Genomic DNA, 22,812 nt, shown 5'->3' with positions numbered 1-22,812 from the left:
GGTCGCGCCTGTTGACACCCGGGGCACCCCCGACTATGCGCACGAGGCTCCGCGAACTCCGGCCCTCACGCGCGCTCGGGCGGATGCCGCAGCAGCTCGACGCGCTCGTCGAGGTACCGCGCGATCGGCATGTATCCGCCCGCGGCGCTCCACCGCACCCACACCTCCCCGTCGCGCAGCGCCAGCGGCGCCGAGGCCGCGTCGAGGCGCTCGAGGTCGACCGGCCGCCACCCGATGTGCACCGTCTCCCCCTCGGGCACACCGCCGCGCGCGGCGGCGGCGGCGAGCTCGGCGCGGCGCCGTTGCGACTCCGCCGCGAAACCGCGGCGCACCTCGGCGCGAGCGCGCACGATGTCACCGGTCGCGAGGATCCCGTCGTCGGTCACGAGCAGCACCCCGAGGTGCCACGCCGTTCCGCGCGGCACGATGCGGGGAGCGCGCGGGATGCCGAGCAGCCGCCGCCCCTCCTGCAGCTCGCCGATGCGCTCGCGCGGCGCATCGACGAGGCGGGCCCGGGCGGCGTCGATCAGGGGTGCGACGCCGGTCATGCGTCCCCTCCCCCGTCTCGCGCGGCCTCTGCCCGTTCGAGCGCCCGCGCCGCGTCACGGGCGACCGCCGCGGCGTCGCGCTGCGCCTCCTCGCGCTCGGTCACGGCCTCGTCGGCCTCGTCGGCCTCGGCTTCGGCGCGGCGCAGGTCGGCGCGGAGTCCCTCGACGCGCTCGCGCAGGCGGTCGGCTCGCTCGCGCGCCGTGGCGAGGCGCTTGTCGACCGCCGCCTTCTCGCGCTCGGCGTCGGCCCTCGCACGTTCGGCTTCGCGCACGGCGCGCTCGGCGGCCTTGCGCGCACGACGGGCCGTCAGGTCATCGCGCGGCGCGGGTGCCGGCGCGGCGTCGGGGACCGAACCCGCGACGGCGGCGCCCAGGTCGGAGGGGTCGAGGTCGGCCAGGTCGATCGCCGACACCAGGCGCCCGGTGAGCACGACGGCCGCCACCGCCGGATCGACGACCGCGGCGTTGACGGTCTTCTCGACCGCGTCGGTGACGGCGGCGCTGAGCGGAGTCCCCGCCTCGCTCGCCAACTCCGCCGCCCGCCGCGCCAGGGCGGTCACCAGCTGACGCCGCTGGCGTCCGAGACGGGCGAGCTCCGCGGCATCCAGGTCGTCCTGCGCCTCGTGCAGGGCGCGCGACAGCTCCACGGCCTCTCCCAGCTGCCCGTCGGCGACGAGCAGGTTCACCGCCCAGGCCGCCACGGTGGGCTTGCGCAGCTTCGCGATACCGCGACCCAGGGCGCCGCCGGCGGCGGCGGCGCGTTCGTTCCGGGCTGCGGTGAAGCGCGCGGGGGGAAGCGCGAGAAGCGCGGCGGCAGCTTCGTCGAGGCGGGCGGCGTCGTCGCTCATCCCTTCATTGTGGTCGCCCACCGAGACCTCGACCACCCGGCGACGGTCGGCGCACGTCAGAGCGAGACGATGCCCGGGCGCGGGCCGCGGATCTCGCGGTGCAACCGCTCCATCCGCGCGTCGAGCTCCGCGGCGGTGTCGGCGGCGTTCTTGAGCTCGGCCAGCAGCTCCGGAGGCACGAGCCGGTCGTATTTGTAGTAGATCTTGTGCTCAAGGCTCGCCCAGAAGTCCATGGCGATGGTGCGGAACTGCACCTCAACCGGCACGTCGACCCGCCCGGTCGAGAGGTATACCGGCACCTCGACGATGACGTGCAGGCTCTTGTACCCGTTCGCCTTCGGCTCGGCGATGTAGTCCTTGACGTCGCGCACGGTGATGTCGTCCTGCCGGGTCAGCAGGTCGGACAGACGGTAGGCGTCGTCGACGAAGCTGCACGTGATGCGGATGCCGGCGATATCGGTGATGGTCGCGCGGATCGAATCGAAATCGGTCTCGATGCCCTTGCGTCGCACCTTGTCGACGAGGCTGTCGGGCGACTTCACCCGGCTCGAGACGTGCTCGATCGGGTTGTACGCGTGCATCTCCTGGAACTCTTCCCGCAGGATCGAGATCTTGGTCTCGACCTCCGCGAGGCCGAAGCGGTACTCCATGAGGAATCGCTGGAACTCGTCGCGCAGAGCCCGCAGCGCCGCCCCGGAGACGGTGATCTGCTGATCGTCCAGCGGGTCCGACATGCGGACGACGCTAGCGCCGTCGGCTACGAGGGCGCTGGGAGCGTCATCCGGCGCGCGGCGGTTCCGTCGAGCGGGGAACCAGTTCGCCGTCGACCACGTCGATCGCGATCAGTCCCCGGAACACGTCCGGGAGATCGTCGGGATCCTCCGCCGGTCCGGGCTGCCGGGAAGTGGGGGGATGTGCCACGGCGCCTCCTTCCGTGCAGAGTCCCACTGTGACAGGCGCGGAGCCCCCCGCCGGTGGTCTTGACACCCGGCATCCCTGGGCGTAGCGGGAGCCCTGGCGTATCGTGAAGGCCATGGGGACCATTCACTACGGCGGCAGCGGCACCACGGTGCACATCGAAGACCGCGCGCTGGCCCACCTGAAAGTCGTGATCTCGACCAAGCTCCGCCGCGGCGAGAGCTTCACGCTGTCGTGGCGTCACCGCGACGACGAAGAACGCGGTCGCAGCACGCTGTGGCTGCACCCGGCGATCCCGTTGCGGTTCGTGTTCGACGACGCCGAGCCCACCACCCTCAGCCGCGAGTGGATCGAGCGGCTCGCCGACTCGGCGAACTCGTCGGGCGGCATCATGCTCGTGCCCGAAGACGTCACCCCCGCGCAGGACGCGGAGAAGCGCTAGAGGTCAACCCTCTTCGACGTGGGCGTCTTCGCTCGGCTCGGGCGTGATCGCCAGACCGTTGGGGCCGGATGCCGCGAGCATGAGGTCTTCGACCCACACGCGGTTGATGCGCGGCTGACGGCTGCCGTAGAAGTGGAACTGGATCGGCACCGACGGGTGCATCCAGAAGCTGCGGCGTCCGCTGCCGTCGCCGACCTCGACGTCGAACATGAACGACTCGGAGCGGCGCAGCTTGTTCATCACGACGATGCGCAGGTGCGCCAGCGTGCGGTCATCGATGTCGACGGCGTTCGCGACGGTGTCGTAGATGAATCGGCCCATGCTCAAAGCCTAGTCGAGGAACGCAGCGTCATCCGCGAACCGCGAACCGGATGCCACGGGCACCGCCCGCGGTGCAACCCCCGGGGTCCCCGGAGGTCGAGGCGACTAACGTGCCGGTGTGGGAACGCTCTACTACGGCGACGTTGCAACGCCGATCGAGATCGAGGACCGCGCACTGGCGCACGTCAAGGTGGTCGTCGCGACCAAACTGCGTCGCGGCGAGAGCTTCACCCTGTCGTGGACGCACGGCCCCGGGCAGGAGGTGGGGCGCAGCACCGTCTGGCTGCACCCGTCGATCCCGCTGCGGTTCGTGTTCGACGAGCCCGAGCCGGCCCTGCTCAGTCGCGCGTGGATCGAGGCCCTGGCCACGTCGGCGAACTCCTCCGGCGGCCTGCTGCTCGTGCCGGAGCCGGGTCAGCCCGACGCCTGAGTCGAACGTGGCGGCGGACGGCGGCGAACCGCTTCCGACCTTCGAGGACGGCCTGATTCAGACCGGCGGCTGGTCGAGGATCTCGCGAGCGCCCTCTTCGACGGCGGCGGGCACGACCAGCGGCCGACCGGCCGAGAAGGCCTCCCACTCGCGCAGGACGATCGCCTCGATGCGGGCGGGATCCTCGCCGGGGTAGTCCGCGTGCAGGCGCGACAGCACTCCGCGGAACGAGGCGACGTGCACGCCGTCGACCATCTGCACGGCGTCGGACGCGCGAGGGGTCTCGCCCACGTCCACCGCCTTCTCGTTCATGACCTCATGGTTTCACGGCCACGCCGAGCGGCCTAATGCTGCGGAGGAAAGAAGGCCGCCTACTTACTTACGACCCGTTCGACCGGGGACTCAGTGCGCGGCGTCGACCGCGACGGGGTGGGGATCGACCTGATCGACCGCGTCCTGCAGGCGACCGAGACACGCGATGACGGCCGCACTCTCTTCGGGCGTCATGTCGACGACGGCCGCCATCATGCGGGAGTGCATCGACCCGAGGGTCGCACGCACCTCTTCGTCGCTCGCGGCGGTGGCCACGATGAAGATGCTGCGACGGTCGGTGGGGTGCGGCACGCGCGTGACGTGGCCGGACTTCTCGAGACGATCGACGATCGCGGTGGTCGACGCGGTGGAGACGCCGAGGTAGCGGGTGAGCTCGCTCGGCGAGACCTGGCGGTCCTGTCCCGCCGCCTTCAACAGATAGCGCAGCACGAGGAGCTCGTTCTCGCCCATCGACATCGATTCGCGCGTGCGCCGGCGCATCGCGACCTCGGCCGCACGGTAGACGCGGAAGGCCTGCAGCACGTCGACGGCGCGACGGCCGCGGTCTTCTTCGCTCGCGCCGTACCAGTAGCGCGACGACTCGGACCCGTTTTCCACCAGGGCAGCTTACGTCAGGGGAGGTCGTCCAGCCCCCTGCCGATGCGCATGGCGGACAGGTACGATGGTAAGTAGATCAGCTATCTACTCGACATGCGCGTAGATCGACATCGAAGACACTAGCGCAACGAGAGACACGGGGAGGCGAGATGAGAAGCACAGCGACGGCGGACGACGTGGTGAAGGCCCTCAACGACCTCACCGACTCGGGCGTGGCCTCCGAACGCGTGGCCCTGAGCACTCTGGGGATCGGCCCCAACGATGCGAAGGTGCTGCGCTTCCTTCTGCAGCGCCTGCCCGACGACGAGCCGGTCACGCCGCGCATGCTCGCCGCGATGCTGGGGATCTCGTCGGCGGCGACGACGGCGCTCATCGATCGCCTCGCCGAAGCCGGATGGGTCGAGCGAGAGCCCTATCCGGGCGACCGGCGCTCGATCGTCGTGCGCGAGACGATCGCCGACTCCTCACCCGCGCGCCGCATCCTGTCGGTGCGACGCGCATCGGCGAGCGCGGCCGCCGCGAAGCTCGGTCCGGTCGAGCGCCGCATCGTCGCCGACTTCCTCGACGACATCGCACGAGGCGAACGAGCGGACATCGACGATCTGGCCGCCGAAGACGGGGATGACGACGGTATGGCCGCCGACGACGGGGCCGCAGACGACGAAGCGTCCCGCACGGCCTGATCGGCACGTACGGGACGCTCGACGACGCGGATCACTCGGTCGAGCGGCCGGTCTCGTTCTGCAGGCGGTCGATCTGCTCCGAGGCCTCGGCCTTGGTGAGGTCGGCCGGGATCTCCTCGCCCGCCTCGCGGGCGAGCGTGTCGAGGTAGCTGCGCTGGGGAGCGGTCATCGGCTCGTCGCCGGTGACCCAGTCGGACGGGTCCTTCTCAGCGGGGTTCTCACCCTCGCGGACGGCACCCAGGGTCTCTTCTTCGCGGGATGTATCGCTCATCCCCGAAGGCTAGGCGGCCGGGTCCGGCACGCCCCCCGGGATTGACAGGCCGCCCCACCGGGTGCGGCATCCTTGGACGATGGCCTCCGACCACCGTTCCCTCGACGTGCAGGTCGAGTCGTACCGCTCTGCCGCCGCGCGCACGCGCGTCACGCGCGTGTCGACCGGCGCGACCGCGGAGCGCCCTTTCGTCCTGATCGCGGGAATCGGGGTCGCGTCGACGTACTTCGAATTCCTCGCACCCCTGCTGGCCGAGAGGGGCGAGGTCTATGCGCTCGACCTCCCCGGATTCGCCGGCGTGCCGGCATCCGGCGCTCAGCCCACCGCCGCCTTCTTCGCCGATCAGGTCGAGGGCATGATCGACCACTACGGTCTGACCGACCCCGTGCTCGTCGGGCATTCGATGGGGACGCAGGTCGTGACGGAGGTGCTCTCGCGTCGGCCGCGCCTGTCGCACGCCGTGCTCGTGAGCCCGGTCGTCGACGAGGACGAGTCGGGGGCCGTGGTGCAGGCGGTGCGTTTCGCCCAGTCGACCGCGCGCGAATCGCTGCACGTCGCGCTGCTGGCGCTCTCGGCGTACCTGCTGTGCGGCGTGGTCTACTTCTTCGAGGTGCTCCCCTACATGCTGCGCTACCGCATCTCCGACCGGATCGGAGCGGGTCACGCGACGCTCCTGCTGCTGCGCGGCGAGTTCGACCGCCCCTCCCCGCGGCGGCTGCATTCGCGCCTGGTCGCCCGTGCCCGTGACGCGCGACGGTGGGAGATCCAGGGGGCCGCGCACTGCGTCGTCAACAGTCACGCGGTGGGGGTCGCGCGGCTCGTCCTGCGCCACATCGACGACGACCTCCCCCGCAAGGGACGGATGCCGGCGGCCGAGGCCGCGGTTCCGCCGGCGCGTCACGCCGACCTGCGCATGGTGGTCGGGGCCGTGGCCAGCCGCCTCGCCGAGTGGTTCAGCTCGGCGCGCAACGACGACGACGGGGTCGAGAAGGCGAAGGCCCGGCACGCGCACGTGCTGTGGAACGCCTACCGCCCCGGACGCTGACCTACCCCCGCCTCTCCCGCGCGGCAACCCCCGCGACGCCCGGGGGCTCGACGCCCAGCATGGGAACGTGCCGCCTCGCCCCCGCACCCCGCTGCGATGACCTTTCCCCCCGCCCTCGACCCCCGTCGGTGGTGGTCTGACGCCGTGTCCGCCGACCGGCTGCTGCTGGCGGCCAAGACCGCCGCGGCCGCCGCCCTCGCGTGGTACCTGGCACCGTTGGTGCCTTTCGCGCAGAGCGAGTACTCGTACTACGCCCCGCTCGGCGTGCTCGTGAGCATGTACCCGACGGTCGCCCGCTCCGCCTCGAGCGGCGTGCAGGCCGTCGTCGGTCTGGCGCTGGGCATCGGCCTGGGCCTGATCTCGCTCGCGGTGGTGGGCACGGGGCTGCCCCGCATCGTCGCGGTGGCCATCGTCATCCTCTTCGGCGTGCTGCTGGCCGGGGTGCGCGCGCTCGGCGTCGGCCGTGACTGGGTGGCGGTCGCGGCCCTGTTCGTGCTCCTGCTCGGCGGGGCGGACCCCGACGGCTATTCGTCGTCGTACCTGATGACGATGGCGTTCGGTGTGCTGGTGGGCGTGGTCGTGAACCTCGTCATCGTGCCGCCGCTGCGCGTGGGGCGCGCCGACGACCGCATGACGCGGCTGCGCGATGCGCTCGGTTCCGCCCTGGACCGCATTGCCGATGCCCTGGCCGGTCACGCCTTCGATCCTGTGGCCGCCGACGCCGCGACGGAGGGACTCACGGCCACGCTGGCCGACGTGCGCGAGGAGGTGGACCTGGCCGACGAGAGCCGCCGGTACAACCCCCGCGGACGCCGGCTCCAGGCCCCGCGCGATCTCGGCCGTCGACGTCTCGACGCCCTCACCGGCACTGCGGACGCGACCCGCGAGCTCGTCGCCGCCCTGACCCGGCTCACGGCCGGACCCGACGCCGACGCCCGCCTGCCCACCGAGGCGCGCCGCACCCTCGCCGAGGCCGTCCGCGCGGTGTCGCGACTGGTGACGACACCCCCCGAGCCCGAGGGAACCGCCGCACAGCTCCGCGCGGCCGACGCCGCCCTCAGCGCCTACACGCAGCGCCTGCGCCGCCTGGACGCCGACGACGAACCCCTCGACGGGTGGGAGGCCGCCGTGGCGCTGCGCCGGGTCATCGCGGCGTGCGGTCCGTTCTCCGACCCGGATGCCGCGACCGGCGCGCGGTGATCCGAGGGATCGCGCCGGATGCCGACCCGGGGGCTCCGGGGCGTTCTGCTGCCCCCGGCGATCCTCAGCCGGACCCTCGGGCGCGGTGGCGCGAGCGGATCAGCGTGCCATCGTCGCCGCGGCGTCGAGAGCCCTCTCGAGCGCGGCGGCGGTCGCGACGCGCGCGGCCGAGGGCACGGCCGCGAGGAAGCCGCCGACGAACGTGTCGCCGAGGCCGATCGTCGTGGGGTGAGGGGTGTCGACCACGTACGCCGCCACCCCCGCGGCGGGCAGAGATCGCTCGACCTCCGCGACGACCGTCGCTCCGCCGGCATGACGGGGCAGCCGCGCCGTCTCGTCGAGATCGGGTGCCGTGCAGGCGTCGCCGAGGCGATACCGCGTCGCCGCCGTGCGCACCGCGCTCTCCAGCCCCGCGCGGTGCGCCGAGGCCCGGGGACCCACCGCGATCGCCCAGTACTTCGTGTGCACGACGAGGGCGCGCGCCGGGATCAGCCGATGCGCTTCGGCGAGGGCGGCCACGACGTCGTCGGGCGAGAGGAGGTCGACGGGACGACCGAGGTACTCCTGCAGCTCGTCTTCGTTCATGCCGTACACGTCGATGCGTTCGAGCAGGCGTTCCCGCACGGCCGCCGACAACTCGCGCCGATAGAACCCCGCGTCCTCGTAGTAGACGAGAGCCGTCGCGGGAAGACGCTGCATGGCCCCGACGAGGTCGTCGAGCCGGCGCGCCAGCAGGTCGGCATCCTGCATCGTGTTGAAGCCGGAGACGAGGAACGCGGAGGCGTCCGCGAGGGCGTCGCCGAGGTCGGCGGCGATCGCCATCTCGCGATTGGGAGCGTCGTTGGCGAGGATGATGCGGTTCGAGGAGGGTGCCGTCACCTCCGCATCGAGCAGACGAACGGTCGCCCCCTCGGGGTACTGCACGATGAGGTGCGGGTCGAGCGTGTCGCGGGTCGCCGACGACACCACCCGCATCGACCGCGGCAGCAGGCGCCGCACGTTGTCGTCGATGCTGACCAGGTGCTGCACGGTCGGCACGCCGATGCGGTCGAGGGCGATGCCCGCCCGCACGCCCGTCCCCCCGAGCGTCACCTCGACGCCGAAGTGCCCGGCGAAGCGCTCGACGATCTGCGACGACAGCACGAACCGCTCGCCTCCCCCGCCCGTGGCGAGGAAGGCGAGCACCGTGACGACGAGGGAGCGCTCGTCGATGATCGGCGTCGTGGTGGTCAGCTCGTCGAGGCGGATGCCGTACTCCCGCGCGAGGGTCGAGAGCACCTCGACATCCCATCGGATCTCGTAGTCGACCGTGCCGCCGAGTCCGAGGACGAGGTCTTCCGCCATGTCGCCGTTTCCCGTCCGATCAGTACAGGTCGGCCTTGCCGGCGGCGCCGAACAGGTCGATCTTCTCCGCGGCCGTGACCTTCATGGCCGCGATGGGCTCCGGCTGGATGGCGTTCGGCTCGCGCAGGCGACGGTCGGTGCCGAGCACCTCGCGCATGCGGTCGTGGTACGCCACCTTGATGTCGCTGGAGATGTTGATCTTGTTGATGCCGAGCGACACGGCGCGGGCGAGTTCGGCATCCGGGTTGCTGGAACCGCCGTGCAGCACCAGCGGGATGCCGACGGCCGCCTTGATCTGCTCGAGCAGGTCGTGGCGCAGCTCGGGGTTCTTGTCGGAGGGGTAGAGCCCGTGCGAGGTGCCGATGGCGATCGCGAGGCTGTCGACGCCCGTCTGCTCGACGAAGCGCACCGCGTCGTCGACGTTCGTGTAGATGATCTCGGCCGCACCCGACTCGCCGTAGCTGTCGTTCGCGCCGATCGTGCCGAGCTCGCCCTCGACCTGCACGCCGACCGCGTGAGCGGCCTCGACGACCTTGCGGGTCAGGGCGACGTTCTGCTCGAAGGGCTCGAGGGAGGCGTCGATCATGACCGAGGTGAATCCGGCCTGGATCGCGGTGATGATCTGCTCGTACGTTCCGCCGTGATCCCAGTGGATGGCCACGGGCACGCTCGAGCGGTGTGCGCGGGCGTGCATCGCGGGGATCAGGTCGGTGGTGATGTGCGAGACCTCGTCGGGGTGGATGGCGATGATGACCGGAGCGTTCTTCTCCTCGCTGATGTCCATGATCCCGGTGAACATCGCCCAGTCGCTGATGTTGAAGGCCGGGATGGCGAAGCTGTGGGCGTTCGCCACGTCGAGGATGGACTTGCCGGTGTAGAGCACGGATTTCTCCTTGTTCGGGGTTGGGTAGGCGGGATCAGCTCTTCACCGAGCCGGCTGTGAGGCCGCTGATGAAGAAGCGTTGGAAGAAGAGGAAGAGCACCAGCACCGGGATCGAGCCGAGGATGCTCATCGCCATGATCTGGTTCCACTCGTAGGAGTGCTGGCCCATGAGCAGCTGGATGCCGATCGGCACCGTGCGCATGTCGATCGTGCGCGTGAGGGTCAGGGCGAACAGGAACTCGTTCCACGCGATCATGAACGTGTAGATGCCGACCGACACGATGCCGGGGATCGAGATCGGCACGAGCACGCGCCACAGGGCGGTGAAGGACCCGGCGCCGTCGACGCGGACGGCCTCGTCGAGCTCCTTCGGCAGGGTGTTGAAGTACCCGGTCATCATGATGATCGCGTAGGGCAGCGTGAACACCATGTAGGTGAAGATCAGCCCGGGGTAGGTGTTGTAGAGCCCCAGCCCCACCATGAGCCCGAAGTACGGGATCAGGAGGGTGATCGGCGGCACCGCCTGGACGCTGACGATGATGACGTTGACGATGCGCTTGCCCCGGAACTCGAAGCGGCTGAAGGCGTAGGCGGCCTGTATGGCCACGAGCAGCGTCAGGATCGTCACCGCCCCCGCCACGACGTAGCTGTTGATGAAGAACCGCACGGTCTCGGGGTTGGTGAAGATCGACACGTAGGCGTCGAACGAGAAGGTGTCGGTGATCAGACGCGGCGGCAGCTCGAAGATCTGCGTGTTCGACTTGAACGAGCTCGACAGCATCCACAGCACGGGACCGGCGGCGAAGACGGCACCGAGCACCAGGCCGATCATCACGGCGATCTTGGCGACGCGCCGCCGGGTGACGGTGCTCGAGGGGCGCTGACGCGCCGGCGCGGTCGACACGCGCGGGCGCGCGGGGGTGGTCAGGGCCATGTCAGTCCCTCGCCTTCTGGTGGCGGACGTAGAGCACCGCGATGATCATCGACATCGCCAGCACCAGCACCGCCGAGGTGGATGCCATGGAGAAGTCGTACTTGGCGAATGCGAGCTTGTAGGTGAACGTGCTGAGCATCTCGGTGACGTCGATCGGACCGCCGCCCGTGGTCAGCCAGATCAGTGCGAACTGCTGCGAGGTCCAGATGAGATCGAGCAGCACGAGGCTGACGATGATCGGGCGCAGCTGCGGGATGGTGACGTTCCAGAAGCGCTGCGCGGGGCTGGCGCCGTCGACCGTCGCCGCCTCGTACAGGTCGCTCGGGATGCCCTGGAGACCGGCGAGCAGGCTGACCATGAAGAACGGGTACCCGGCCCAGATGTTGATGAAGGTGACCGTGCCGAGGGCCAACGAGGGAGACGCGAGCCACTCGATATCGGTGTTGAGCAGGAAGTTGACGATGCCGTTGGGGGCGAGCAGCATGCGCCAGAGCACCGCGATGACCGCGACGGTGAACAGCCACGGCAGCACGTATAGGCCGCGGAAGATCGCCCGGGGGACGGCGCCGATGAGGCGCGAGTTCAGCATCATCGCGAACGACAGGCCCAGAACGAGGTGGGCGGCGACGCTCGTGAGCGTGAAGAAGAGGGTGTTGCCCGTCGCCTTCCAGAAGCCCGGGTCGGTGAGGATCGCGACGTAGTTGTCGGCGCCCACGATCTCGGGGCTCTTGTTCAGGATGACGTTGTCCTGGAACGAGTAGCCGATCACCATGACGATCGGGACGATCATCAGGACGAACAGCAGGATCAGCGTGGGAGAGAGGAAGACGTAGGCCTCTCCGGCCTTACGGAGCTGCCGGGTGCGGCGCGAGACCGGTCGTCCGGTGACGATCACCTCGGTGTCGGGGGGAGTCAGGGTGCGCATTGTCATGGTGTGCGGCTTTCGATGAGCGGGATGCCGCACCACCCGCGGGGGCGGTGCGGCATCCCGGATCGGGGTCGGATCAGAACTCCGACGTCCATTCGTCCTGCGTCTTCTTCAGCGCGTCGCTCATGGACTGCTGACCGTCGAGCGCGGACTGGAACTGCTCGCCGAACTGGCGCATGAGCTCCTCGGCGACGGGGAGACCGGTGAACTCGTTCGCCGGGTACCCCTCCTTGTAGATGTCGAACGCCGTCTTGAACAGCTCGTCGTCCTCGACGAAGGTCGGCACGCTCTCGGTGTTGCCGGGGAAGGCCTTCGCCATCGTCGACAGCTCGCTGTTGACGTCCTTGCTCATCAGGAACTGCACGAGCTTGAAGGCGGCGTCCTTGTGCTCGGAGTTCTCGGCGACGCCGATGCCCCACGAGGCGTAGGGGATGCCGCGCTCGCCCGAGAAGCCGTCCTCGGCGGGGATCGCCGAGATCGAGAACTTCAGGTCGGGGTTGGACTCGCGGATGAGGTTGATGTGCGCGAGCGAGTCGATCATCATCCCGACGCGGCCGTTGGTGAACTCCTCGACCTTGTCCTGCTCCTTCATGGTGAAGGATCCGGGGGCGATGACGCCGTCGTCCCAGAGCTGCTGGATGTAGTCGGTAGCCGACGCGACGTCGGAGTTGGTCAGGTCGGGCTGGCCGTCCTTCAGCATCGATCCGCCGGAGGCCCAGACCCACGACATCACGTCGTTCTGGACGCCGTTGGGGGCCTCGAGCGAGAGCGGGAGCACCCAGCCCGAGACGTCGCCGCCGAGCGCCTTGATCTTCTTCGCGGCGTCGGCGAACTCGGTGCGCGTCGACGGCGGGGCCGAGACGCCCGCCTGCGAGAGCAGACCGTCGTTGGTGAACATCGGGTAGACGAAGTTCACCACCGGGATCATGTAGGTGCTGCCGTCGACCTTGATCTGGCTGGCGAGCTGGCTCTCGTCGTAGCCGGAATCGCTCATCAGCTTCGACAGGTCGGCGATGACGCCCTGTTTGGCGAAGTCGCTCACCCACGCACCGTCGAGACCGACGACGTCGGGCATCGTGCCGGAGGCCGCACCGGCGAAGAGCTGCTCCTTCGTCGACGCGTAGGGGCCGCTCACCAAGTCGACCTTGATGCCCGGGTTCTCCGCTTCGAACTGGTCCATGAGACCGCGGAACTGGCCGTCGCCGAGTTCCGGCTCCCACCACTGCGCGAACTCGATCGTGACGTCTCCGTCGGCCGAGGTGGCCGACGAGTTCGACGAGCACCCCGCCATGGCCAGGAGGGTCGTGGCCGCTGCCGCGACACCGACGAGCTTGATGGCGTTCCGACGCCGGCGCCCGCTGTTGTCCATCGTTTCTCCTCGTTGAGATCTGCCGCATTTCGCGCTGTTCTGCGCGTTCTTGCGTCTTTCAGCACGAGTATGCGCTCGTCTGCGGGGCAGGTCAAGCGACTGATGCATATTCGTGACAATTGCGGCAAAGAAACGCGTGCAACTCGGGCACATTTCGGCACCAAGATGCGCTTACGTGCTGTTTTTCCTCGAATTCTGCATCTGTTGCTGCAGCACTGTGCTAGACACGACCGCATGGATGCATCCACAGCCACGACGAAGCGGCGACTGCCGGCGGGGCGCAAAGCCGAGCTCGCGGCCTACGTCGCCGACTCGGGCCAGGTCACCGTGGTCGATCTCGCCTCGCACTTCGGCGTCTCCATCGACACGGTCCGCCGCGACCTCGATCAACTCGACCGCGAGGGCATCGTCGTGCGCACCCACGGCGGTGCCGTGAGCGCCATGTCGGTCCCCGGGCGCGATCGCGGCCTCGACGTGCGCTCGCAGATGCAGATCGCCGAGAAGGAGCGCATCGCGGCCCTGGCCGTCGACCTCATCGAGGACGGCTCGGTCCTCATGCTCAACGCCGGGACGACGACCCTCGCCGTGGCCCGCGCGCTGCGCAACCATCGCGACCTCACGATCGCGACGAACAATCTGCGCATCCCCGCCGAGATCTCCCCCTCGGCGTTCCGCGACCTGTTCATCTTCGGCGGCGCCGTGCGCACGATCACGCAGGCGACCACGGGTCCCGTCACACTCGCCCTGAACTCGCACTCCCCCGACGTCGACATCCGGTGCGACTACGCGCTGATCGCCGTCGGCGCGGTCGACGGCTCGGGCTTCTCCACGAGCAACCTCGGCGACGCCACGATGATGACCGAGATGATCCAGAAGGCCGACCGCACGGCGATCCTGGCCGACTCCAGCAAGCTGGATCGGCGCCTGTTCGCTCAGATCGCGCCCCTCGAGAAGGCGGACTACCTCATCACCGACGCGCCACCGTCTCCGGATCTCGCCGCCGCCCTCGCCGAGGCGGGGGTCACCGTCCTGACCCCCTGAGGCGTCCCGCCCTCGCACGAGCGTCGCGGTGCCCCGTTCCAAGGGACCTGCCTCACCGATCGCGAACGACGTCGGGCGTTTGTGGGTCATCTGCGCGTGAATCTCGCCGACTTTAATTACGCGCTTGTTGTTTCAAGCGATTCGCAATTTACTTGAAGATCGCGGCGACGAGTCAAGCACGCTTGAAGGGAGAGCCATGGATCGCGAGCACTTCTCCGCAAGTCCGGTCGGCGCTCTGATGCCCATTTCCGGGACGGACGGACGAGGCGATCGCTACGAGCACGTCGCGTTCGCGGCCCATCCGCTGGGCGAGCCGCCGACTCTTCGGACGGGAACGTGGAATCGGATCTCCCGGGCGAATCGCGCGCTCGGTCGATTGCAGCAGGGCTCACTCCTGGTCATCAACCCGGGACTGCTCCGCCAGCCCACCTTCCGTCGTGAGGCGCAGAGCACGTCGGCCCTCGAAGGCACCTACGCTCCCCTCGAAGACGTCCTCGCCGCTGACGTCATGCACGGCAGTGAGCGTTCCGCCGCTCTCAGCGAGGTGCTGAACTACGTCACGGCCGCCGAGAACGGATTCCGGTGGGTGCAGCAAGGACGCCCCGTGACCGTGGGGCTCCTGTGCGACCTTCACCGAACGCTCGTGACGGGCACGGTGGCCGATACGGAGGAGGCTGGCCGGATCCGTCGCATCCAGGTGGTCATCGGCAGCCGCGGTGGGCGCGTCACCGATGCGAAATTCATCCCGATGCCAGGAGGAGCGCAGCTCGAGTCCGGCGTGCAGGATCTGATGACGTGGATGCAGACCGCTCACGACGATCTGGATCCGCTCGTGGCAGCGGCAATGACCCACTATCAGTTCGAGACGCTTCACCCCTTCAACGACGGCAACGGTCGCATCGGACGACTCCTCATCGTCCTCCAGCTCGTCGGCCTGGGGCTGCTCTCGGAAGGTCTCCTCAGTGTCTCCCCCTGGTTCGAGAAGCGTCGCGACACGTATCAAGACCTCCTCGCGAGAGTGAGCGCCACAGGTGAGTGGGACGAGTGGATCTCGTTCTTCGCGGACGGTATCGAAGCGTCAGCCGTCGACTCGGCGGAGCGGATTCGCCGTCTTCTCGAGTTGCAGACCCAGTACCACGAGAGGCTCCGAGACGCGGGGGCTCGAGGTGCAGTCAGAGACATCGCGGATCTGCTCATCGGTCGCCCGTACGTGAATATTCCCACGCTGCGTGACGCGACGGGCCTCACCTACCAAGCCGTGAGCAACGCCGTGAAGAAGCTCACGGAACTCGGAATTCTCGAGCAGCGAACCGTACCCGGCGTGATGGCGTTCCGCGCGCCGGAAGTCGTGGAGATCATCTCGGCGCCCAGCGCTGGGTGACGCCGGTTCTCAATGTCGAACACGCTCGGCGTAGCGTGGTCGGACCCCACCGAAAGGCCCCGCCGTGCCCCGGCCGACCCAGCCCAAGCTCTCGCGCGAGCAGATCGCCCGCGCCGCGCTCGCCCTCGTCGACCGCGACGGCAGCGAGGGTGCGAGCATCCGCCGCGTCGCGGACCGCCTCAAGGTGCACCCCACGTCGCTGTACAACCACGTGCCGAACCTGGCCGCCCTCATCGAGGACGTGCGTGCGCTCGTGTCGTCGCGCATCGACTCGTCCGCCCTCCGCGACCGCGAGTGGGAGGAGGGGCTGCTGCTGTGGGCCCGGTCGTATCGCGACGCCTTCCGCCGGCATCCGAAGACGATCCCCCTGCTGATGTCGCACCGCTCGTCGGCACCGCTGCTGATGTCGCAGTACGAGGATTTCGCCGTCGCCGCCGAACGCGTCGGCTGGACGAGCGACGACATCCTGCCGCTGCTGACGGCGTTCGAGTCGTTCATCCTCGGCAGCGTGCTCGACATGAGCGGACCGTCGGTCATGTTCGACCCGACGGGGCAGGAGGAGGACGTTCCGCGCTTCGCGGCCGCCTACGCCACCCTCTCCGACCACGACCCGGGCGACCCCGTCGCCACGCGCGCCTTCGAGCTCGGCCTCTCGCTGCTCATCACCGGGGCGCGGCCCCGCGTCGACTGAGCGCCGGCCTCACATGCGGGCGTAGCGCGCGCGGGCGAAGCAGAACAGGCCGTAGACGACGAGGCCCGCACCCACGAGCCAGAGCACGAACTGCCCGAAGGGGAGCCCCGCGAGCGAGCGCAGCGCGGCATCGAGACCGCCCGCCGCGTTCGGATCGTGCGCGAAGGCCGCGACCAGGAACAGGATGCCGGCGACGCCGACCGCGATGCCCTTGGCGATGTAGCCGACCATCCCGAAGACGCGGATGCCCCGCCCGATCTCGCCGCCCGGGCTCGAGAGCCTCTTCATGAAGGCCTTCGTGATGCCGCGCACCACGAAGGCGACCCCGATCGCCGCCACGACGAGGCCGATGAGGACCAGCACGAAGATGCCGCCCGGAGCGGCCATCAGCTGCGCGCTCAACGACCGTGTCGATTCGCCCGACTCCGAACGCCCACCCAGCACGACCGTGAGGGCGGTGATCCCGATGGCGCCGTACGCGACGGCCGTGCCGACGTACTTCGCGCGGTGCGCCCAGCGCTTCTTCGTGTCGGGATCGCGCTCGGCGACGGCATCCGCGATCTGCCACACGGCGAGCGCCGCCAGACCGATCACGATGACCCAGAGCAGCAGCATGCCCGCGGGCGCTGCCGCCACCTGCTGGATCGCGCCGCTCTGGTCGGCGCTCTCGCCCCCGGCGCCGGTCGCGATCGAGATGGCGATCCCGCCGATCAGGAGGTGCAGCAGCCCGAGGACGACGTAGCCGATCCGCGCGGCGACGCGGAAGGCGGTGGAGTCCTGTGCCTTGTCGGCCGCGGCGGAAGCGGAAGCGGAGGCGGAAGTCATCCGTGCACGCTAGCGCTCAGGAGTCGACCTCGGCCACCCGTTGCGCGCGACGCACGCGCCACACCTCGATCAGCGCCCACACGAGCGTCGACACCGCGACGCCCTCGAGGAACCCGGCCACGACGTCGGAGAGCCAGTGCGCGTGGAGGTACGTGCGGCTCCACATCATGAGCAGCACCCAGACCACCCCCGCGACCCAGATCCATCCGCGCCGGAGGATCAGCGCGAGCGTGATCGCGATCGTCGTGGCCACCGCCGTATGGCCGGAGGGGAACGAGGTCGCCTGCGTCTCGGCCAGGGAGTCCGTGGGACGTGCCCGGGCGATGACGGCCGCGAGAGGAGCGCCGATCAGCACGACCAGGGCGATGGCCCCCGCCACGTTCAGGGCGTCCCACGGGCGCTTGACCAGCAGGAAGACGATGCTGGTCGACACGCCGATGACGATCATGCCGATCGTGCCGCCCACGGTGGCGGGGATCCAGGCGACGATCACCGCGACCGGGTTCGCGAGGGCGGCCATGGCGTCGTCCCACCACCGGTCGAACGCGAGGGGTGCTCCCCCGTCGAGATCGACCGCGAGGCGCAGGGCCACGAAGAGCACGGTCGCGATCACGCCCACGATCAGCGCGACGGGGCGACGCGCATCGGTCCGCGGGCGGTCGGGCAGCAGCGCGGGTTCGTCGGTGGTGGCATCCATCCCCGCATCGTGCCAGGGCGGTGGCGCGCAGCGATAGCCATTGCCGAGGCGGCGGGGATCCGTCAGGGGCGGAAGTCCCTCTCGAATCCGTAAAACAAACGGTGTAGGTTTCACGCATGACCTCCGAGGCCCTCACCGTCGTCGAAGCCGACATCGACCGCCTGCGCGCCGCCCTCGACGACGGCACCGTCACCAGCGTCGAGCTCGTCGCCCGCTACCTCAACCGCATCGCCGCGTACGACCGCACCGGCATCCGCCTCAACAGCGTCCCGGTGCTCAACCCCCGCGCGTTCGACGAGGCCCGCGCGAGCGACCGGCGTCGCGCCCGGGGCGCCGCGCTCGGCCCCCTCGACGGCATCCCCTTCACCGCCAAAGACAGCTACCGCGTCGAGGGGCTCCCCGTGGCCTCCGGCTCGCCCGCCTTCGCCGGGGTCATCGCGGGCGACGACGCCTTCGCCGTGGCGCGCCTGCGCGACGCCGGGGCGGTCTTCCTGGGCCTGACGAACATGCCCCCGATGGCTGCGGGCGGCATGCAGCGCGGGGTCTACGGCCGCGCCGAATCTCCCTACAACGGCGAGTACCTGGCATCCGCCTTCGGGTCGGGCTCGTCCAACGGATCGGGCACCGCCACCGCGGCGAGCTTCTGCGCGTTCGGGCTCGGCGAGGAGACGTGGTCGTCGGGTCGCGCTCCCGCCTCGCACAACGCCCTCGTCGCCTACACGCCCTCGCGCGGGGTCATCTCGGTGCGCGGCAACTGGCCGCTGGTGCCGACGATGGACGTGGTCGTGCCCCACACCCGCACGATCGGCGACATGCAGCACGTGCTGGATGCCGTCGTGGCCGACGACCCGCAGACCGAAGGCGATCTGTGGCGCACCCAGCCGTGGATCCCGCTGCCGAGCCCGTCCGAGGTGCGGCCCGCGTCGTTCGCCGCCCTCGAGCCCCTCCCGCTCGCGGGCCTGCGCGTCGCCGTCCCCCGCGTCTACATCAACGGCGACCCCGACAACGCCTCGCCCATCGTCACACGCGACAGCATCATGCAGCTGTGGAACGCCCTGCGCCTCGACCTCGAGGCCGCGGGCGCCGAGGTGGTCGAGACCGACTTCCCCGTCGTCGACCGCTACGAGAAGCTGCACGACGGCGACGAGGACTTCCTCGATCGCGGCTTCGTGACGCGCGACTTCCTCGACGACGAGGTGGGCGATCTCGCGGTGTGGGCGATGGACACGTTCCTGCGCACCAACGGCGACCCCGCCCTTCCCCGGCTCTCCGACGCCGATCCGGCGCTGATCTTCCCGCACCCGCCGGGCGCCCTCGCCGACCGGTACGGCATCTGGCATTACGACATCTCGTACGACATCGGCGAGTACGTCAGCCGCGCCCAGGGGTGGGAGCCGGACTGGCGCGACGTCGCGAGCCTCGAGGAGGGGCTCCGCGGCCTGGAGCACACCCGCCGCGTCGACTTCGAGCAGTGGATGGATGCCGAGGGCATCGACGCCGTGGTCTTCCCCACGCAGTCCGACGTCGGTCCCGCCGACGCCGACGTGAACCCCGCCTCGGCCGACATCGCGTGGCGCAACGGCGTGTGGGTCTCCAACGGCAACCTCGTCCCCCGCCACCTCGGCATCCCGACCGTCACCGTGCCGATGGGCACCATGCCCGACACGGGGATGCCGGTGGGCCTGACCATCGCCGGGCCCGCGTACAGCGACACGCGGCTCCTGCAGCTGGGGGCCGCGATCGTCGGCCTCGGCGAGCGCCGCACCGCCCCTCGCCGGACGCCCGCGCTGCCCGACGAGGCGCTCTTCGCCGCGCCCCGGCCGGCTGCGGAGGGCGAGCTCGCGGTCGTCATCGACGAGGTGAGCCGTCAGGGCGACCTCGTGCGGTTCCGCGCGACGATCACCGGCGGCGCGGCCGTCGAGCACGCGGTGTTCGTCGACGGCGCGCGCGTCGACGCCGAGGGCTCGGGCGACCGCCTCGACGGTGTGGCCCGCGTCGCTCCCGACGCGTACGGTGAGCCCGTGAGCGAGTGGGTCGCCCCGTACGGACCGCTCGTGGTCGTCGCCGTGCGCGACGCCGAGGGAGCCGTCGCCGGCGCCGTCGGCACGGCATCCGACTCTCCCCTGTGACCCCCGAATCACCCGAGGAACAGCCCGTGAACGACACCACCCCCGTCTCGGTGTTCGACTACTTCCGCCAGGTCGACCTGCCCACCCCGACGCTCTCCGACGAGGAGGTCGCGCGGCTGTTCGCCGAGACCTTCGGCGTCGAGATCGACGTGCGGGCGCTCGGCAGCCAGCAGGATCAGAACTTCCGCGTGTTCCGCCTCGGGTCGACCGAGCCCCTGGGCGTGCTCAAGCTCAGCAACCCCGTGTTCAGCGAGGCCGAGATCGACATGCAGGATGCCGCGGCGGCCCGCGTCGCCGAGCGGAGCCCGCACGTGCGCATCCCCCGCCTCGTCGATGGACCGCGCGGGCCGATGTCGACGTGGTGGGACTCGAGTCAGGGCCGCATCCACGCGCGCGTGATCGAGAACATCTCCGGCAGCACCTTCACCGGCTCGGGCTACCTCTCCCCCGCCGTCGTGGAGGGTCTGGGGGCGCTCGCGGGTGCGGTGAGCCTCGCGCTCGCCGACTTCGCCCACCCCGCGAGCGGCCGCGTGCTGCAGTGGGACCTCCGTCACGCCGAGCGCGTGATCGACACCCTCCTGCCGGAGGAGCCGGATGCCGCGGTGCGGACCGTCGTGGAACGCGCAGCCCGGGCCGCACGCGAGGCCCTGGCCCCGGTCGCCGCGACCCTGCCGATGCAGGCCGGGCACTTCGACGTCACCGACGACAACGTGCTGCGCGCCCCCGGCGCGACCGTGCCCGACGCCGTCATCGACTTCGGCGACGTGTGCGCGTCGTGGCGCGTGGGCGAGATCGCCGTGACCGTCTCGTCGGTGCTCCACCACGACGGCGCGACGCCCGAGAGCGCCTTCCCCGCGATCCGGGCGTTCGATCGACGGCGCGACCTCACCGACGACGAGATCACCGCCCTCTGGCCGCTGGTCGTGCTCCGCGGTGCGGTGCTGGTGCTCAGCGGGCGCGCGCAGGTGCGCCTCGACGAGGCGAACGACTACGCCGCCGTCGCGCTCGAGCGCGAATTCCGCATCCTCGAGCAGGCGGCATCCGTGCCCCTCCCCGTCATCACCGCGGCGACGCGCGCCGCCCTCGGCCGGCCGGCCCCGGCGGAGCGCGAGGGGACGGGGCCGACGCTGCTCCCGGTCGGCCTCCACGTCGAGCTCGACGCCTCGACCGAGTCCGCCCTGAACGACGCGGGAGCCTGGCTCGCCCCTCGGACCCTCGACGACGCGGCCCTCGCCGCGCTCGACGCCGGGGCCGACGTCGTCACGGCTCCCGCGTGGAGCGCGCGTCTCACCGGCACGACCGACCCACTCCCCTCGACCGCCGAGACCGTGCCGACCGACGTCCTGGTGTGGCTCGCGGAGCCGCGACAGCTCGACGGCGCCGCCCGCGTCGACGGTGACACGCTCACGGTCACGGTCACGGGGGATGCCGGCACCCTGGCGATCACCGGCGTCGCCGCCGACGCGGCATCCGGGGTCCTGCCCGCGCGGACGCGTCTGTCGGTGCGGCGACCGCTCGGCGCACTCGTGCCTCCCCCGCGGACCACGCGCGCCCTCGCCGACGCGTGGCGCGAGGTCGCCGGCGACCCCGGCGCCGCCCTCGGCCTCCCCTCCCCCGCACCGGCGTCCGACGACTCCCTCGCGCGGCGTCACGGGGTGCTCGCCGAGGTGCAGGAGCACTACTTCGCCGCTCCCCCGCGCATCGAGCGGGGGTGGCGCGAGTACCTCGTCGACGTGAACGGCCGGGTCTACCTCGACATGGTGAACAACGTCGCTTCCGTCGGGCACGCCCACCCGCGCGTGGTCGAGGCGGGCACGCGGCAGATGCACCTGCTCAACACCAACTCGCGGTTCCACTACCGTGCGATCACCGACTACGCCGACCGGATCGCGGCGACCCTGCCCGAGGGCTTCGACACGGTCTTCTTCGTCAACTCCGGCTCCGAGGCGACCGACCTCGCGATCCGCCTCGCGATGGCCGCGACCGGCCGCCCCGACATCGTCGCGATGCGCGAGGCGTACCACGGGTGGACCTACGCCAGCGATGCGGTCTCGACCTCGATCGCCGACAACCCCTTCGCCCTCGAGACCCGTCCCGAGTGGGTGCACACCGTCGACGCCGCCAACTCCTACCGCGGGGTTCACCGGGGAGCGGATGCCGCGAGATACGCCCCCGAAGCCGTTGCGGCGATCGACGAGCTCGCGGCATCCGGTCGCCCGCCCGCGGGCATGATCGCCGAGACCTACTTCGGCAACGCCGGTGGAGTGGCCCTGCCGGACGGGTACCTGCGCGAGGTGTACGCCGCGATCCGCCGGCACGGCGGGCTCGCGATCGCCGACGAGGTGCAGGTCGGCTACGGGCGCCTCGGCGACTGGTTCTGGGGCTTCCAGCAGCAGGACACCGTGCCCGACATCGTCGCGGTGGCGAAGTCCATCGGCGGCGGACACCCGATCGGGGCGGTCGTCACGCGCCGCGAGGTGGCCGACCGCTACCGCACGCAGGGCTACTTCTTCTCCTCCACCGGCGGATCGCCGGTCTCGTCGGCGATCGGCATGGCCGTGCTCGACGTGATCGAGCAGGAGGGGCTCCAGGAGAACGCCCGCGTCGTCGGCGGACACCTGAAGCACCGCCTGGAGGAACTCGGCCGTCGGTATCCGCTCATCGGCACCGTGCACGGGTCGGGGCTGTACCTCGGCGTGGAGTTCGTCCGCGACCGCGAGAGTCTCGAACCCGCCACGGCCGAGACCGCGGCGATCTGCGACCGCCTGCTCGAGCTCGGCGTCATCATGCAGCCGACGGGCGACTTCCAGAACGTGCTGAAGATCAAACCTCCGCTGGTGATCACGCGCGCCTCGGTCGACGTCTTCGTCGACGCGCTGGACCGCGTGCTCACCACCGGCTTCTGACCCCACCCGGCATCCCCCGCCACCGAACCCGAACCGATCAGACCCGAG

General features: G+C 70.4%; 24 protein-coding genes and 1 pseudogene. 10 read left to right on the top strand and 15 right to left on the bottom strand.

The genetic code is table 11. The features are described from left to right. Window positions 1–65 precede the first annotated feature (65 nt). Genes Q0818_RS02310 through Q0818_RS02295 form a run of 4 tightly spaced genes read right to left on the bottom strand, consistent with a single transcriptional unit; the run spans window position 66 to window position 2,317 of the window. A complete protein-coding gene (locus Q0818_RS02310) occupies window positions 66–548 on the bottom strand; it encodes a glutaminase (protein ID WP_298870892.1) in 483 nt (160 codons plus the stop codon). Next, window positions 545–1,396, bottom strand: coding sequence for a transposase (locus Q0818_RS02305; protein WP_298870889.1), 852 nt, complete (start codon window positions 1,394–1,396; stop codon window positions 545–547). Before Q0818_RS02305 ends, Q0818_RS02310 begins: the two co-directional genes overlap by 4 nt. Window positions 1,397–1,452: 56 nt before the next feature. Next, on the bottom strand, window positions 1,453–2,130 hold the full coding sequence (locus Q0818_RS02300; RefSeq protein WP_298870887.1) for a GTP pyrophosphokinase family protein: 678 nt from the start codon (window positions 2,128–2,130) through the stop codon (window positions 1,453–1,455). Window positions 2,131–2,173: 43 nt separating this feature from the next. Continuing rightward, a complete protein-coding gene (locus tag Q0818_RS02295) occupies window positions 2,174–2,317 on the bottom strand; it encodes a hypothetical protein (RefSeq protein WP_298870884.1) in 144 nt (47 codons plus the stop codon). A 112-nt stretch (window positions 2,318–2,429) separates the two neighbouring features. Here Q0818_RS02295 and Q0818_RS02290 point away from each other — a divergent pair, with 112 nt between their 5' ends. Beyond that, complete coding sequence (locus Q0818_RS02290; protein WP_136586020.1) at window positions 2,430–2,756, top strand: hypothetical protein; 327 nt, start codon at window positions 2,430–2,432, stop codon at window positions 2,754–2,756. 3 nt (window positions 2,757–2,759) lie between these two features. Here the strand turns inward: Q0818_RS02290 and Q0818_RS02285 are convergent, their stop codons facing one another. Continuing rightward, on the bottom strand, window positions 2,760–3,077 hold the full coding sequence (locus Q0818_RS02285) for a hypothetical protein (RefSeq protein ID WP_055959437.1): 318 nt from the start codon (window positions 3,075–3,077) through the stop codon (window positions 2,760–2,762). Between the two features lie 118 nt (window positions 3,078–3,195). On the opposite strand from Q0818_RS02285, the gene Q0818_RS02280 reads away from it, so the two are divergent. Beyond that, on the top strand, window positions 3,196–3,507 hold the full coding sequence (locus Q0818_RS02280) for a hypothetical protein (RefSeq protein ID WP_298870878.1): 312 nt from the start codon (window positions 3,196–3,198) through the stop codon (window positions 3,505–3,507). 57 nt (window positions 3,508–3,564) lie between these two features. Here the strand turns inward: Q0818_RS02280 and Q0818_RS02275 are convergent, their stop codons facing one another. Further along, complete coding sequence (locus Q0818_RS02275; protein ID WP_298870877.1) at window positions 3,565–3,819, bottom strand: three-helix bundle dimerization domain-containing protein; 255 nt, start codon at window positions 3,817–3,819, stop codon at window positions 3,565–3,567. A gap of 90 nt (window positions 3,820–3,909) precedes the next feature. Next, window positions 3,910–4,437 carry a MarR family transcriptional regulator gene (locus Q0818_RS02270; protein WP_298870874.1) on the bottom strand — a complete coding sequence of 176 codons (528 nt, stop codon included), beginning with the start codon at window positions 4,435–4,437 and terminating at the stop codon, window positions 3,910–3,912. A gap of 149 nt (window positions 4,438–4,586) precedes the next feature. On the opposite strand from Q0818_RS02270, the gene Q0818_RS02265 reads away from it, so the two are divergent. Further along, on the top strand, window positions 4,587–5,120 hold the full coding sequence (locus Q0818_RS02265; RefSeq protein ID WP_298870872.1) for a MarR family transcriptional regulator: 534 nt from the start codon (window positions 4,587–4,589) through the stop codon (window positions 5,118–5,120). 31 nt (window positions 5,121–5,151) lie between these two features. On the opposite strand, the gene Q0818_RS02260 is transcribed toward Q0818_RS02265, so the two are convergent. Beyond that, on the bottom strand, window positions 5,152–5,391 hold the full coding sequence (locus Q0818_RS02260) for a DUF3072 domain-containing protein (protein ID WP_298870869.1): 240 nt from the start codon (window positions 5,389–5,391) through the stop codon (window positions 5,152–5,154). Window positions 5,392–5,470: 79 nt separating this feature from the next. Here Q0818_RS02260 and Q0818_RS02255 point away from each other — a divergent pair, with 79 nt between their 5' ends. Continuing rightward, window positions 5,471–6,436, top strand: coding sequence for an alpha/beta fold hydrolase (locus tag Q0818_RS02255; protein ID WP_298870866.1), 966 nt, complete (start codon window positions 5,471–5,473; stop codon window positions 6,434–6,436). Between the two features lie 96 nt (window positions 6,437–6,532). Next, window positions 6,533–7,636, top strand: coding sequence for an FUSC family protein (locus tag Q0818_RS02250; RefSeq protein WP_298870864.1), 1,104 nt, complete (start codon window positions 6,533–6,535; stop codon window positions 7,634–7,636). Between the two features lie 99 nt (window positions 7,637–7,735). On the opposite strand, the gene Q0818_RS02245 is transcribed toward Q0818_RS02250, so the two are convergent. The 5 genes from Q0818_RS02245 to Q0818_RS02225 form a co-directional block, all read right to left on the bottom strand. Then, on the bottom strand, window positions 7,736–8,980 hold the full coding sequence (locus Q0818_RS02245; RefSeq protein WP_298870862.1) for an ADP-dependent glucokinase/phosphofructokinase: 1,245 nt from the start codon (window positions 8,978–8,980) through the stop codon (window positions 7,736–7,738). Window positions 8,981–8,999: 19 nt separating this feature from the next. Beyond that, complete coding sequence (locus Q0818_RS02240; protein ID WP_076673539.1) at window positions 9,000–9,863, bottom strand: ketose-bisphosphate aldolase; 864 nt, start codon at window positions 9,861–9,863, stop codon at window positions 9,000–9,002. Window positions 9,864–9,897: 34 nt separating this feature from the next. Further along, window positions 9,898–10,797, bottom strand: coding sequence for a carbohydrate ABC transporter permease (locus Q0818_RS02235; RefSeq protein ID WP_298870858.1), 900 nt, complete (start codon window positions 10,795–10,797; stop codon window positions 9,898–9,900). 1 nt (window position 10,798) lies between these two features. Then, window positions 10,799–11,728, bottom strand: coding sequence for a carbohydrate ABC transporter permease (locus Q0818_RS02230; RefSeq protein ID WP_298870856.1), 930 nt, complete (start codon window positions 11,726–11,728; stop codon window positions 10,799–10,801). Between the two features lie 73 nt (window positions 11,729–11,801). Beyond that, window positions 11,802–13,094, bottom strand: coding sequence for a sugar ABC transporter substrate-binding protein (locus tag Q0818_RS02225; RefSeq protein ID WP_298870855.1), 1,293 nt, complete (start codon window positions 13,092–13,094; stop codon window positions 11,802–11,804). Between the two features lie 234 nt (window positions 13,095–13,328). Here Q0818_RS02225 and Q0818_RS02220 point away from each other — a divergent pair, with 234 nt between their 5' ends. The 3 genes from Q0818_RS02220 to Q0818_RS02210 all read left to right on the top strand — a co-directional run bounded on the left by Q0818_RS02220 (window position 13,329) and on the right by Q0818_RS02210 (window position 16,207). After that, window positions 13,329–14,135, top strand: coding sequence for a DeoR/GlpR family DNA-binding transcription regulator (locus Q0818_RS02220; protein ID WP_298870853.1), 807 nt, complete (start codon window positions 13,329–13,331; stop codon window positions 14,133–14,135). A gap of 124 nt (window positions 14,136–14,259) precedes the next feature. After that, window positions 14,260–15,516, top strand: coding sequence for a Fic/DOC family N-terminal domain-containing protein (locus Q0818_RS02215; RefSeq protein WP_298870851.1), 1,257 nt, complete (start codon window positions 14,260–14,262; stop codon window positions 15,514–15,516). A 64-nt stretch (window positions 15,517–15,580) separates the two neighbouring features. Beyond that, window positions 15,581–16,207, top strand: a complete 627-nt coding sequence (locus tag Q0818_RS02210; RefSeq protein ID WP_298870849.1) for a TetR/AcrR family transcriptional regulator C-terminal domain-containing protein — start codon at window positions 15,581–15,583, stop codon at window positions 16,205–16,207. Between the two features lie 9 nt (window positions 16,208–16,216). On the opposite strand, the gene Q0818_RS02205 is transcribed toward Q0818_RS02210, so the two are convergent. Then, window positions 16,217–17,032, bottom strand: coding sequence for a DUF1206 domain-containing protein (locus Q0818_RS02205; protein WP_298870846.1), 816 nt, complete (start codon window positions 17,030–17,032; stop codon window positions 16,217–16,219). Between the two features lie 16 nt (window positions 17,033–17,048). Continuing rightward, window positions 17,049–17,729 (bottom strand): phosphatase PAP2 family protein, encoded by a 681-nt coding sequence (locus Q0818_RS02200; protein ID WP_298870843.1) that lies wholly within the window; start codon window positions 17,727–17,729, stop codon window positions 17,049–17,051. A 116-nt stretch (window positions 17,730–17,845) separates the two neighbouring features. Here Q0818_RS02200 and Q0818_RS02195 point away from each other — a divergent pair. Further along, a pseudogene (locus Q0818_RS02195) lies at window positions 17,846–19,519 on the top strand (amidase); the annotation flags it as partial. Between the two features lie 365 nt (window positions 19,520–19,884). Then, window positions 19,885–22,764, top strand: a complete 2,880-nt coding sequence (locus Q0818_RS02190; RefSeq protein ID WP_298870841.1) for an aminotransferase — start codon at window positions 19,885–19,887, stop codon at window positions 22,762–22,764. Window positions 22,765–22,812: the final 48 nt, after the last annotated feature.

This window comes from uncultured Microbacterium sp., assembly GCF_947489255.1.
Lineage (GTDB): Bacteria > Actinomycetota > Actinomycetes > Actinomycetales > Microbacteriaceae > Microbacterium > Microbacterium phycohabitans.
The sequence above is the reverse complement of the archived record's forward strand: the minus strand, read 5'-3'. Positions and strand labels throughout refer to the sequence as shown.

Coding starts and splice junctions, on each gene's coding strand:
- Q0818_RS02265 (WP_298870872.1), top strand. CDS start 4,587: ATGAGAAGCACAGCGACGGCGGACGACGTGGTGAAGGCCCTCAACGAC.
- Q0818_RS02310 (WP_298870892.1), bottom strand. CDS start 548: ATGACCGGCGTCGCACCCCTGATCGACGCCGCCCGGGCCCGCCTCGTC.
- Q0818_RS02205 (WP_298870846.1), bottom strand. CDS start 17,032: ATGACTTCCGCCTCCGCTTCCGCTTCCGCCGCGGCCGACAAGGCACAG.
- Q0818_RS02250 (WP_298870864.1), top strand. CDS start 6,533: ATGACCTTTCCCCCCGCCCTCGACCCCCGTCGGTGGTGGTCTGACGCC.
- Q0818_RS02275 (WP_298870877.1), bottom strand. CDS start 3,819: ATGAACGAGAAGGCGGTGGACGTGGGCGAGACCCCTCGCGCGTCCGAC.
- Q0818_RS02245 (WP_298870862.1), bottom strand. CDS start 8,980: ATGGCGGAAGACCTCGTCCTCGGACTCGGCGGCACGGTCGACTACGAG.
- Q0818_RS02220 (WP_298870853.1), top strand. CDS start 13,329: ATGGATGCATCCACAGCCACGACGAAGCGGCGACTGCCGGCGGGGCGC.
- Q0818_RS02230 (WP_298870856.1), bottom strand. CDS start 11,728: ATGACAATGCGCACCCTGACTCCCCCCGACACCGAGGTGATCGTCACC.
- Q0818_RS02300 (WP_298870887.1), bottom strand. CDS start 2,130: ATGTCGGACCCGCTGGACGATCAGCAGATCACCGTCTCCGGGGCGGCG.
- Q0818_RS02225 (WP_298870855.1), bottom strand. CDS start 13,094: ATGGACAACAGCGGGCGCCGGCGTCGGAACGCCATCAAGCTCGTCGGT.
- Q0818_RS02260 (WP_298870869.1), bottom strand. CDS start 5,391: ATGAGCGATACATCCCGCGAAGAAGAGACCCTGGGTGCCGTCCGCGAG.
- Q0818_RS02200 (WP_298870843.1), bottom strand. CDS start 17,729: ATGGATGCCACCACCGACGAACCCGCGCTGCTGCCCGACCGCCCGCGG.
- Q0818_RS02285 (WP_055959437.1), bottom strand. CDS start 3,077: ATGGGCCGATTCATCTACGACACCGTCGCGAACGCCGTCGACATCGAT.
- Q0818_RS02290 (WP_136586020.1), top strand. CDS start 2,430: ATGGGGACCATTCACTACGGCGGCAGCGGCACCACGGTGCACATCGAA.
- Q0818_RS02305 (WP_298870889.1), bottom strand. CDS start 1,396: ATGAGCGACGACGCCGCCCGCCTCGACGAAGCTGCCGCCGCGCTTCTC.
- Q0818_RS02235 (WP_298870858.1), bottom strand. CDS start 10,797: ATGGCCCTGACCACCCCCGCGCGCCCGCGCGTGTCGACCGCGCCGGCG.
- Q0818_RS02255 (WP_298870866.1), top strand. CDS start 5,471: ATGGCCTCCGACCACCGTTCCCTCGACGTGCAGGTCGAGTCGTACCGC.